Source organism: Pueribacillus theae (genome assembly GCF_003097615.1).
GTDB lineage: Bacteria > Bacillota > Bacilli > Bacillales > UBA6769 > Pueribacillus > Pueribacillus theae.
In genome coordinates this window covers 105118-117347 of sequence record NZ_QCZG01000005.1, presented here as the reverse complement: position 1 = coordinate 117347, position 12230 = coordinate 105118, and the positions used below count along the sequence as shown (strand labels likewise).

Here is a 12230-nt window from a genome sequence, read left to right as displayed (position 1 = left end):
TAATAGATGGCTTGTTTTCCTATGCCCTCTTTTTCAGTGGTTGCCCGTAGGAGTTATTTCAGACTTTAACCTCCAAGATTAGTTAATATTTAATCTGTGAAGAGATCTCGTCACTAAATACACAAGTTCCTTTTCCAAGAACAACCGGAGCGACCATCAGTGCATATTGTCCACAAAATGATCTTTCATTAGAATCTCGTCGATTCGACATAAAAAGTCTTAGGGTAGCTGACCTCAGCTACCCTTCGTGTGGTCAAAGTTATTCTTCCCTTGCTTAATCCATGTTTTTTTAAAAGGAAAGAGATTACGCAAATTTTCATCTCTTAGCCAAATTGCCCCCCAAGCAAAAATAGCAAGATAGACCGGAAACAATATATAAGTAAAAAGCGGGTTATCCAAACGAACATGCGTAGCGATCGCTCCACCAAAATATCCGGTTAGCAATACTGCACCCAATACAGTTGTGCGGGGAATCATGTAAAGAATAGCAGAAATTAATCCTAATGTTCCAAGCACACTAAGATGATGTTCTGAATATCCAAGTGTTAGTGTTCCATCCACAACGGAAGCGGGCTTAAAAAATTTGGATATACTGTCAAATAGCATAAATAAAATGACAAGTCCGCTCATAATTCGTGTTGTCCAAAGCCTACTTTTTGAAATTGTCTGATTCATAGTTTATCTCCTTTTTTTAAATTTCGCATTCATTTTCGACATCCTTTCAACTATTTGTTAGTTTTAACCGATTTCTACATACGAAGGAACTTCTTATCGGTTTGACTTTAATTATATAAAGAAATTTTTGGTCATATTTCTTTTAAATTGCTAAGTTTGATGGGTCATAGAAGAAAATTATTAATAACATTCGAAGGGAAAAATAAAGTGCGGGAATCCGCACTTTATACAAAAAAAGTTTTATTTCTTAGAATAACTCGCCAAATAGCAATTCACTATTTTTTTATGTCCTCGAATGCAGTACGCCATCCTTTAAGCAACAATTCCCGTAATTCTCCAGGCTCGCTAAGATTCATCTAAACAAGCATGACTTTTTTTTATTTGTCTGTTCCGAGCCAGGTAGCAATATACCAATGATTGCCGAAGGGATCCTTTACACCTGCACTTCGTTCTCCGTAAGGCATATCCTCCGGCTCATATAGAGATGTTGCACCGGCATCAAGTGCACGTCTGTAACTTTCGTCAGTGTCGCTTACATACAAATGAATCGCATTCTGCATCGGAGGATACTGCTCGCGTCTTTCCGAACATTCAATAATTGAATCCCCGAGCTTAACTTCTGCATGTCGGATAAACCCATCAGAATCTGTCGTTCGGTTTAATTCCCTCGCTTCAAACGCCTTAATAAGAAAATCAATCAGTTTATCGGCTCCCTGTACAATTAGATAAGGCGTGACAGTGTGAAAGCAATCCCGTATCGGTTTGTTTACCATCATATCTTCCTCCTACTCTTAACATATATTGATTTGAATCTTTCCAAATTCTTGGAATATCACCTATATTGTAATGTTAGTAAAAGAAGATGTATTGTAAATTTTTTTCCTGCTTTTTCAAATAGGCTAGTTGTGGAAGCATTTACTTATGAAAGTGGTACATGATTTGGATGCCTACCCTCTATCAAACGATAATTTGTTGGAGTTAGACCGGAGAAAGCATGAAATTCTTTTATAAAATGAGCCTGATCATAATAGCCGGAATCGATAGCGACATCCATCCATTCGATCCGCTTACCCTGTCCAATTGCGAGTATGACTTTTTGAAAGCGCATGAGACGGCAAAAACGTTTAGGCGTCATTCCGACTTCTTCTTTAAACAATTGGATAAAACGTTTGGGGCTCATGCCGATTTGTTCAACCGTATCAGAAATCGAATGAATATAGGGCGAATTTCGAAACTCAGTGAGCGCAAACTTTACAGCAGGATTCCACGACCAAGACAGTGGATTCTGAGCCAAAAAATATTTTTCAAGAATTCGAAAACGATGTTCGGTTGTTGCAGAGTACAGCAACTCATCGCGCAAATCTTTTGCACGAGCTCCCCATAACCTGTCTAACGGCACGATTGAATTATGAAGTTCATTTATCGGCATATCGAAAAACGGAGTTGCTCCACCTGGCTTAAAATGGACACCTATCATCGTCGACTCATTTGCTGTATCAATAATAAAATGTTCAGAATGCGGGCCACATACAATAGCGCTGCTTAATATTATCCTCGTGTTTTGCCGATCGAATAATTGGACCGTGTCATTGTGAAGATCGATGATGAGTTCCGTGGAGCCATTTGGAAGCGCCAATTCCCTTTTGTGTGATGGGTTATAACCTTCAAGAAGCCAAAAATAATCAATGAATGATGATAAAGGTGCTTGAGGAATGTAAGTTTGTAATAACATATTTTTTCAGCACAGCAAAGAAAAAAAGCCGTAGACTCCTTTCTCTTCAAGCATAGAAGATTATTAACTAAGTCTTTCCATTAATAATAAAAGTTTTACAATAAGAAAAGCAACTGATGATTCCTTTCAGTCGCTTAAATTTGAAATTTAATGTTTTTCCATTACAGCAAAATAATTTTCTTCATTATCAGCAAAGTTAAACACTCTGCCAGAAGGCATATTTACGATTTCTCCAACTTTAATATTTTGATTTGATAAATGGCTATGTAATTCATCGAATTTATCTGTAAAGAACATTAAAGATGGAGTACCAAGATTTAATTCAGGCTGCATTTTAGCAACGAGTTCCTTATTATGCAAAATGATACTTGTTTCGGAAGTCTTTGTTGGGGCAATTTCTATCCATCTCATGCCTTGACCATTATTTTCATCGGAAATGATTGTAAACCCAACGATTTCTGTCCAAAAATTCACACATCCATCCTGATTATTTACATATAGCATCACTTGACCAAGTTTACTAATCATAGATTTTTTCCCTCCTTTTATAAATCAAGGTACCAAATCAGATATTCTTACAGGTTACTTGAAGCTTCCACTAACAATTTAGCTAACATGTCGTAATCCGGTGAATCACCTTCACGAATTTTAAGCCATTTTCGCTCAGGAGGGCCTTCAAATTTAACTCCTTCAGGTAATTTCAAACCGCCTGCGTCCATAATCATAAACGAAATCGTATCCTTTGCGGGTGACATAACAGCGGCATAATGCCCGTTCTTCAAAAAATGCGGTTTCTTTGTATTGAATTCGTTCTTCAGCGTCTAAAATGGACTCGTGAACCATCTGGCGTAATCGATTGCAAACCTCCACCTTCCAAGACGGCTCAAGATTTTCTATATATGAAATGACTTCTTGACTCATTGGAAATTGCACCTCCTTTATAAAACATAATGATAACTATTAAATAGAATCTTTGATTGCTCTTATTCTACTATGAAAAATCAAGATAGTTTTCTTATATATTGCTATTTTTTACTATCTTTTATATACTTCCGCATTCACACATTATAAGCAAAACTTTAAGGGGAAACACCTTCTGTAAAATAGGAATGAATACCCAAAATTCTGTGAGATAAGACCAAAAAATATCGCTCCCAGTCCAATTCCTAAAAATCAAATCTGTAAAGAAAGAAGCATTCCCCACACCTTTCTTATGTGCAGGAACAAGACGAAGCGTCGTTGCTTAGAGAGTCGGCTGTGCTTGCTCCAAGCCCAATCTCGTACAAAATTGCAGAAGCAATGACTCCTATCAACCCATTGGATGAGAAACTAAGGACGTTTCCCTCTCTGTGTAGTAATAGTCGCCTTCGAACACCCTGTCTTTGCCTCTAAGCTCTATGGACTCTTTGCTCCGCTTTATCTCTAATTTCCGCCCATCTCCGCATTCCAAGGCGACAATGTATAGATCAATTTGATAATGGATAGATGGAACTGAATAAAAGCTTTCTTCGTAGCCCTTCAGCCTCAGCGCATGATATTCCGCTTTTCTCCTATTCTCGCAAGGACCCTTGCCACTGCTTTGATGTATGTTGTTCACAGGGAGAAAATTTCACATCAAAACGATAGCTAACATGATCATCCCTTACCACAGCATTTTTTATATTTCAAACCACTGCCACAAGGACAAGGGTCGTTACGGCCAACTTTTTCAACTTTTACTGCGGGGTTCGTCTTTTTACTTCGCGGAAAGTTTTTCAGTAAATTTGGGTTTCGCCGTGATTTTGGTTGCTCAAAACAAGCCCACCAATGCAGTTCCTTGATCGTGTCATCAATGAATTGTAGATGTACATCCTGTTTGTTTCTTTTTAATACATCCTCTTGAGACATCTTCAAAGTCTCCTCAACATCTTGAAGACTTATGATATATTCAGCCACTTCTCCCTTTTCGTATAATTGTTTGATTTCACTATAAACTTCAAGAGGATATAAATCGTCACAACAACTAACAATATTTGCATTCACATGATAATTTAAATGTTGAAGCTTGCCGGTTAACAGTTCTTTAAAGTATGCAATGATTTCATCTCTTTGCAATTGATTGTTTAGTACAAGCGCGGCAAGACTTCTTAAAGCTGCGCCTCGTGCGTATTCATCGATTTCATCATTTTCGATTAAACCCTTCAACAAGTCGATGTTGCCATTGTAAGTTGAAGCCAAGATGCGATGTGCCGCTTCAGTTAACGTATCTGACAAAATATAATGAAGCGTTTCGCCTGGTAACCTCAAAATTTCTATAAACAATGGATAAAGTTGCTTAACCCTGAATTGAGCGAGCAAATATAAAGCATAAATATGATCAATTCGAGAACTACTGTTAACGAATTCTTCGGGATTTGCTTTAACCTCTTCGACAATCTCTAGAAGTAAAGGGATTGCTTCGTCTCTACCCTCAATAATTTGCTGAAGTTGTTTACGAGGAAATTTACCGTCGTTGTAGCGAATTGAACCTAGCAAATCTTCCATCTTATAGAATCTTCCTTTCTCTCCCTAGGGAACTACTTTAAAATCTAATATATAAAAATGGTGGTCAAAACCAAAGACTTTGTGTATTTTTTCCGTTTTCATTATTGCCATGCTTACGGCATCAACATAAAAAATTTCTGGTCAGGAAAATCTTTCAATAGTTGTTCTGCCAATGCTAATGTATCTTAATGATCTAGGATTATCTTTAAGTACCGTTCCTTTTAGAACTATTTATTATTTCAAGAAATCGTTTAGCATAAGAAAACCCTTCACGATATCGTAGCCAAGTATATGTCTCGGCAATTACAAAACTTGAAGAAATTCGTTGAACTGAAGGGTCAAGACTTTTCAAGAAGTTACTGGCACGTTCATGAAATTGGTCTTTTTCCTCTATTAATGCAATCTAAGCCCTAGTATCGATAAACACTTTATCACGTTTCATCGGTGTCCTCATTATTTTTCAAATAAATATCTTGGTCGTGAGATGTTGAACCATCGGTGATTCCATTTTTTACCACACCAATGAGTTCTAATATTGGATCGTCTAATTCCTTTTTGTTTTCCGTTAGATAACTATTTATGGCATCTCTAATAATTTGTGCTTCTGTCTTGCTTTGTCGAATTGATAATAATTTGATTTGTTCATTTTGTTTGAGCTCTAAATAGATTTGTTTTCTAACCTTTCTTTCGTCTTTCATTTTTCCACCACTTCATATACATTATTTAATAACAAAGTGATGTAAACAACTTTCTTGTCTATTTCGCTGATGATTTTTCCCGAATGGATTGTACGGTTTCAGCTACTGAAAGCTGCTCCGGATTTGTCAAAATTTCGATTACTGCCGGCTTGTTTGTTTCCAACGCTTCATTTAGCGCCTTTTCAAAGTCTTCGTTTGATTTCACTTTAAACCCCTTCGCACCTAGTGATTCACTTAACTTCGCAAAGTCAACATCATTTAACTCTGTTCCAATCACTCGTTCTGGATAGTGCATTTCTTGGTGCATTCGAATGGTTCCGTATGAACTGTTATTAAAAACAAGGGAAATGACCGGAATGTTGTACCGAACTGCTGTCTCTAATTCTTGGACAGTCATCATAAATCCGCCATCGCCTGAGAGGGAGACGACAGTCTTATCGGGGTTTGCTATTTTGGCACCAATTGCTGCAGGGAGCCCATACCCCATCGCTCCTGAAGTCGGGCCAATATACGTTTTTGGTTTTCGGAAGGAATAGAAGCGATGCAGCCATCCGGCGAAATTCCCTGCATCATTTGTTATGATAGCATCTACTGGGAGTCGTTCCTGCAAGGTTTGAATAATTCGCTGATTATCAACCCATTTTCCATTTTCATTTGCTTTTACCTTCAATGACTGTTCATATGCTATTCTTCTTTCTGCTGCCCATCCATTCCATCTCTTGTTTACTTGCATTTCCAATAAAACTTCCAACGCTTCTTTCGCGTCTGCCACAATTCCAATGTCTGGTGAGTACACTTTTCCTAGCGTTTCATAGGAAATATCAATGTGAACAAGTTTCGGATTGTGGTTAAAGATGCGATAGTCCTGAGTTGTTACTTCAGATAAACGCGTACCAATCGCAAGAATGAAATCCGCATGTTTCATCGTTTCCAAAATTGCCGGGAAGGTTCCTAAACCGGCATGCCCTGCATATAACTTGTTGTCATTTGGAAAAACATCATGGCGGCGAAAAGAAGCCATAACCGGGATTTGATACTTTTCAGCCAATTCAACAAGCAACTGTTCACCGTGGGATGCAATCACTCCTCCGCCAGCTAGAATAAGTGGCCGTTCTGCTTCACCTAGCAATTCAGCAACGTTTACTACTTCTTTCGCACTCGGTCTTGGAGCTGGAATTTGAATAGGAGGCCCAAAATTCATCGTTGCCTCTTCGACGAGAACGTCTTCTGGGAGCGATACGACAACAGGGCCAGGCCTTCCAGTTTGTGCAACTCTGAAGGCACGCTGAATGAATTCGGGAACCCGTTCAGCATCCTTAATTTCTACCGTCCATTTCGCGATATGTCCAAAAAACTGGTCCAAGTCTACCTCTTGAAACCCTTCACGCCCCCGAAACTTGCTATGCACCTGGCCTAGTAAAACGACCATTGGCGTAGAATCTTGAAATGCAGTATGGATGCCGATTGCTAAATTCGATCCACCGACACCTCTCGTTGCCATCGCAATTCCGGGCTTTCTTGTCGCCTTCCCGTACGCTTCCGCCATAAAAGCAGCTCCGCCTTCGTGGCGTGCTGAGATCATTTTAATTGTCTTTGCCTCATAGATGCTGTCCATTAATGGCAGATAGCTCTCGCCAGGAACACAAAACACGTGTGAAACATTTTCGCGTTTCATCACTTCCACAATCGCATCAGAAGCTTTCATTCTTTTTTTCATAAAGCACTCTCCTTTTAAAAAAATGGGGACTTGACCAGAGGCAAGGCCAAGTCCCTTTTCTAAAAATATATTTATACGGGATATACAGGATGCTTACGATCGGTAAAAATTTGATATTTCGACATGTATGCATCGAACCTTTTTACCAGTTCCTCACGCAAGTTGTTCGGTTCAACGATCCCATCTATGATCATGTCAGAAGCTAATTTATATATATCAATGTCTTGGCGGTATTCTTCTCGTTTTTCCTCGATAAATGCCTGTCTCTCATCCTCCGGTAATTCAGCAATTTTATTTGCGTAAACAGCATTTACAGCTGCTTCAGGACCCATCACTGCAATTTGTGCAGTTGGAAGAGCTAAACAGCAATCCGGTTCAAACGCAGGGCCCGCCATTGCATACAAACCTGCACCGTACGCTTTTCTTACGATTATTGAGATTTTCGGAACGGTGGCTTCAGACATAGCCGAAATCATTTTTGCGCCGTGGCGAATAATGCCGGCCCGTTCAACGGTTGTTCCAATCATGAAGCCAGGAACATCCGCTAAGAATAAAAGCGGGATGTGGAATGCATCGCAAAGAGTAATAAATTTAGCAGCTTTGTCAGCCGTATCGTGAAAAAGAACGCCGCCTTTCATTTTTGGCTGGTTTGCGATGATGCCAACGGGTTTTCCGTTTATTCTTGCAAGACCAGTAATAAGTTCAGGGGCGAACAATTTTTTTATTTCAAAAAAAGAATCTTCATCAATCACTCTTTCGATTAAGTCTTTCATATTAAAAGGGGCATTTTGATTTTTGGGGATAATCTCCTCAAGGGATTTTTCAAATGCTTTCGGTTCCAACGCTTCTTTTTCTGGTGGTTTTTCTTTATAGTTTGCAGGAAAATAAGCCAAGTATTGTCTTGCTTTTTCAATCGCTTCTTCTTCTGTTTTCGTAAGAAGGTCTCCGCACCCGGATACAGAACAATGCATTCTTGCTCCTCCCATTTCTTCAAGGGACACTTTCTCACCAATGACCATTTCGGCCATTCTTGGAGAACCAAGGTACATGGAGGCGTTGCCTTCCACCATAAAAACGACATCGCAAAATGCAGGTATATATGCCCCTCCAGCCGCCGAAGGTCCGAATAATAAGCAGATCTGTGGAACTTTTCCACTTAGTTTCACTTGATTATAAAAAATCCTTCCAGCCCCGCGGCGTCCCGGGAACATTTCAATTTGATCAGTGATCCTGGCACCTGCTGAATCAACGAGGTAAAGCATGGGAACCTGTAGCTTTTCCGCTGTTTCTTGAATTCGGATGATTTTCTCAACCGTTCTTGAACCCCATGAGCCAGCTTTAATTGTCGAATCATTGGCCATTACACAGACCGTTTGTCCATTTATTTTTCCAATTCCAGTAACGACACCATCTGCCGGTAACCCGCCAGCTTCACAATTAGCGAAAAATGCGTCCTCGATTTCGATACCCTTATCAAACAGTTTTTCCAACCGTTCACGAACAAACAACTTCCCTTGTTCTGAATTCTTCTTATGATATTTAGGCAAGCCGCCCTTGAGAATTTGTTCAACTCTTTCTTTATGGTTTGGCACTGATGCTTTCTCTTTTATCGACATACTACAATCCTCCTTGCTTATTGAAAATATTTTTTTCTAAAATCCGTTTCTTATGTGTAGCTAGCATCCGAGTTGCCTTGCAATCACGAGTCGTTGAATTTCAGATGTGCCCTCGCCAATTTCCATTAATTTAGCATCCCGCAAATAGCGCTCGACTTCATATTCTTTCATGTAACCGGAGCCTCCATGTATTTGTATCGCTTGATTACACGTTCTTGTCGCCATTTCAGAGGCGAATAGTTTCGCATAAGCGGCTTCTTTCGTAAATGGCTTTCCTTGGTCCTTCAACCATGCTGCTTTTAATACCATATTTCTAGCAAGCTCAATTTCCATTGCCATGTCAGCAAGTTTGAATTGAATCGCTTGAAATTTAGAAATGGTTTGGCCGAATTGTACTCTTTCTTTCGAAAAAGCTAAAGCTTTATCAAAGGCTGCCTGAGCAATCCCGATAGCAAGCGCTGCTATAGAAATTCGGCCACCATCAAGTGTATAAAGAAATTGACTGAATCCTTTGTTCGGATCACCTAATAAGTTCTCTTTTTGAACTTTTACGTTTTCTAACACTAATTCAGAAGTATTCGAACCTCGAACTCCCATTTTTTCATAGTTGCTGCGAATCGTAAAACCGGGTGTATCTGTCGGAACAATCAACGCGGAAATAATATTTTTTCCATCTTTATTTTTTCCGGTTACCGCGGTCACGATAACCTGTTTTGCATAACCTGCGTTTGTAATCCAACATTTTTCACCGTTGATAATGTAATGGTCACCCTCCAATACAGCATTCGTTCGTGTTCCACCGGCATCTGAGCCAGCGTTCGGTTCCGTTAGTCCGAAAGAACCGAGGGCTTTCCCTGATGCTAAAGGTGTCAAAAATTTCTCTTTTTGTTCTTCTGTTCCAAAGTAATAGATCGGACTTGCTCCTAATGAAACAGCTGCTGCATAGCTAAGGCCAGTACTTCCACACGCTCTCCCAACCTCTTCGACAGCTAACGCATACGAAATCGTATCCCCGCCAGAACCGCCATACTTTTCTGGAAACGGAATACCGAGCAAACCTAACTCGCCCATTTTTTCAAATGTTTCAATTGGAAATCTCGCTGTTTCATCAACTTCTATCGCTTTCGGAGCAATTTCCTTTTCAGCGAATGCACGTACCATTTCCTTCGTCATCTTCTGTTCCTTCGTTAATTCAAAATTCATCTTTTTACGCCTCCCAGTATTGAAAACGCTCTCTTTTTTACAACAAACCTAATCTGAGCGATCGCTCAGATTACCAATATGTTTTTAGTTTAGTCTATTTCAAAAATTTCGTCCATAGTAAATTGTTTAAAAATGATATTTTATTTGTTCATAAAACTCATCGTATTTTCTCGCTAGTTCAAAATCCAAGTCCGTTAATCCTCTGGCGTTCCAGGAAGATATTTTTACAGAGATTAGTTTGTAGTCAATCGAAATAAACGGATGGTGATTTGCTTCTTCTGATGCCTTAGCAACCTGGTTCACAAATTCAATTCCTTGAAGATAGTCTCTAAACCTATATTTTCTAATAATCCATTTCTCATCAGTTAGCTTCCAATTTTTATTTTCTTCCAGCTTTTTCTTAATTTCATCTTGTGTAAGCCTCTCTAATTTCAATTTATAGAGCCTCCTCTGTATGAAAGATAAAGTTTTTCTATATTTTGACGAAGCTGGAACTTCGCCTCCACTATTGACTTGCCTTTGATTGCCGCTACCTTTTCCAAGCTGTCAAATAAAAAGAGAGGGGTTGTACTTTTTCCTGAAAAAGGGCCGGAAAATGGCCATGGCCCATCTGTTTCAAGTAAAAGTTGACCCATCGGCGTAGATTGAACAAGCCGCTTATCCCTTTCGCGGTAACAAACTTCGGGTGTTACGGAGATAAAGTATCCTTCATGAATAATCTCTTTCAATACCTCGGCTTCCGCTTTTAGCCAATGAAAATGCGCTTTCGTCATTTTTTCTTCTTTAAGAACAGCTAAAGCGAGTGGTGCTTTATTATGTACAGCATGAACGGCAACCGGCAATTCTTGGGCTTTCGCTTCGCATGTTAAAATTGTAAAAAGTTCAATGTACGGCTCTAGAGGTGGATTCCCAAGTTGCTTAAGCGAATAATGAGGCAACCCGATCTCACCAACACCATTTATTCTATGCTTTTCCGTGCGAATTAATTGGATTAATTCATTTAATTCCTTGTCGGTCGGCAGACGCTGTTCTGGATGCCAGCCTAAACATGGATAAACGAAATCGGGAAAACGTTCCGCCAAAGAAAGTGTATGATAGCAAGAGTGAAGGTCGGTTGAAACCGCAACAACACCGTTAATACCGCCTTCCTTCCAGCGTTTGATTTGATCTGCGATTTGTTCAGTAGGGTATTGGTCTAGATGAATGTGGGCATCAATCACCATTCTATTCTCCTATCTTTACGTTGATACAAAACACCAAAAACATTAAGACCCTATCTATCTAGTTCCTGATCATCGCCGTAATTCCTTCCTGAATATGAAAAAGCTCGATACGCCATCCAACTCAATCGATAACAAAAATACCCTCAAGCGAGCGCGACTTGTACAATGGAATCTGCTCACTCAAAGATGGTCTGGCTCACTCCCTTTTGGAAAGGGGGTGATGCTTATGACAACATTCGAACCAATGATGATGCTCACATTTGGCATTTTAATTGTGGCAATGTTGTCTTAAGATAAAAAGAAATAGACCTTCCTTGAGCCTGAAAAATTTAGGGAAAGGCCTATTTCTTATTAAAGCAAATAATTGAAATTTTTTTAATTTTATTGAACGGCACTTTCATCCATGTAAAGAAACTCCCACATATGACCGTTAATATCATAGAAACTCCGTGAATACATCGGTCCTTGCTCGATCGTCTCATAGCTGGGCGTTCCACCCAAGGCTAGCGCTTTATTAACGATTTCATCCACTTGCTCTCTACTGTCAGATGATAGGGCTACGATGCCTTCTATACTTTTCGATGCATCGGAAAGTTCCTTATCCGTGAAATTTTTGAAAAACTCTTCAGTCAACAACATAACAAAGATATTCTCATTAACAACCATACATGCTGCATTCTCGTCACTAAATTGGGGATTAAATTCAAAACCTATTTCACCAAAAAAGCTCTTTGTTTTGTCCAAATCTTTAACCGGTAAATTCACGTAAATTTGTTTCGCTTGCAATCCCACTATGAAATTCCTCCCTCAATAAAGTTAAAATTTTCTTCATTGTAGCATGGA

Annotated in this window: 12 protein-coding genes and 1 pseudogene; all 13 read right to left on the bottom strand. The window is 39.3% G+C overall.

Annotated elements, in window-relative coordinates; genetic code table 11:
- Positions 1–234 precede the first annotated feature (234 nt).
- The gene (locus DCC39_RS04240) at positions 235–675 is read right to left on the bottom strand and encodes a DoxX family protein (protein WP_116553640.1); all 441 of its coding nucleotides are present in this window, start codon (positions 673–675) and stop codon (positions 235–237) included.
- A 377-nt stretch (positions 676–1052) separates the two neighbouring features.
- Complete coding sequence (locus DCC39_RS04235) at positions 1053–1451, bottom strand: VOC family protein (protein ID WP_205948466.1); 399 nt, start codon at positions 1449–1451, stop codon at positions 1053–1055.
- A gap of 143 nt (positions 1452–1594) precedes the next feature.
- Positions 1595–2407, bottom strand: a complete 813-nt coding sequence (locus tag DCC39_RS04230; protein ID WP_116553638.1) for a helix-turn-helix domain-containing protein — start codon at positions 2405–2407, stop codon at positions 1595–1597.
- A 147-nt stretch (positions 2408–2554) separates the two neighbouring features.
- Positions 2555–2935: a VOC family protein gene (locus tag DCC39_RS04225; protein WP_116553637.1), complete on the bottom strand. Its 381-nt coding sequence runs from the start codon at positions 2933–2935 to the stop codon at positions 2555–2557.
- Positions 2936–2982: 47 nt separating this feature from the next.
- Positions 2983–3328: pseudogene (locus tag DCC39_RS04220) on the bottom strand (DUF1801 domain-containing protein).
- A 714-nt stretch (positions 3329–4042) separates the two neighbouring features.
- Positions 4043–4930 (bottom strand): DUF1186 domain-containing protein, encoded by an 888-nt coding sequence (locus tag DCC39_RS19355; protein WP_165820772.1) that lies wholly within the window; start codon positions 4928–4930, stop codon positions 4043–4045.
- A 431-nt stretch (positions 4931–5361) separates the two neighbouring features.
- A complete protein-coding gene (locus DCC39_RS04210) occupies positions 5362–5628 on the bottom strand; it encodes a hypothetical protein (protein ID WP_116553636.1) in 267 nt (88 codons plus the stop codon).
- Between the two features lie 58 nt (positions 5629–5686).
- Positions 5687–7345, bottom strand: coding sequence for a thiamine pyrophosphate-binding protein (locus DCC39_RS04205; RefSeq protein WP_116553635.1), 1659 nt, complete (start codon positions 7343–7345; stop codon positions 5687–5689).
- A gap of 71 nt (positions 7346–7416) precedes the next feature.
- On the bottom strand, positions 7417–8961 hold the full coding sequence (locus DCC39_RS04200) for an acyl-CoA carboxylase subunit beta (protein WP_116553634.1): 1545 nt from the start codon (positions 8959–8961) through the stop codon (positions 7417–7419).
- Between the two features lie 60 nt (positions 8962–9021).
- A complete protein-coding gene (locus DCC39_RS04195) occupies positions 9022–10164 on the bottom strand; it encodes an acyl-CoA dehydrogenase family protein (protein ID WP_116553633.1) in 1143 nt (380 codons plus the stop codon).
- A gap of 126 nt (positions 10165–10290) precedes the next feature.
- Positions 10291–10599, bottom strand: coding sequence for a 4a-hydroxytetrahydrobiopterin dehydratase (locus tag DCC39_RS04190; RefSeq protein ID WP_116553632.1), 309 nt, complete (start codon positions 10597–10599; stop codon positions 10291–10293).
- Complete coding sequence (locus DCC39_RS04185) at positions 10596–11387, bottom strand: TatD family hydrolase (protein WP_240613528.1); 792 nt, start codon at positions 11385–11387, stop codon at positions 10596–10598. The genes DCC39_RS04190 and DCC39_RS04185 overlap by 4 nt, the downstream gene beginning before the upstream one ends.
- 381 nt (positions 11388–11768) lie before the next feature.
- Positions 11769–12179: a VOC family protein gene (locus DCC39_RS04180; RefSeq protein ID WP_116553631.1), complete on the bottom strand. Its 411-nt coding sequence runs from the start codon at positions 12177–12179 to the stop codon at positions 11769–11771.
- Positions 12180–12230: the final 51 nt, after the last annotated feature.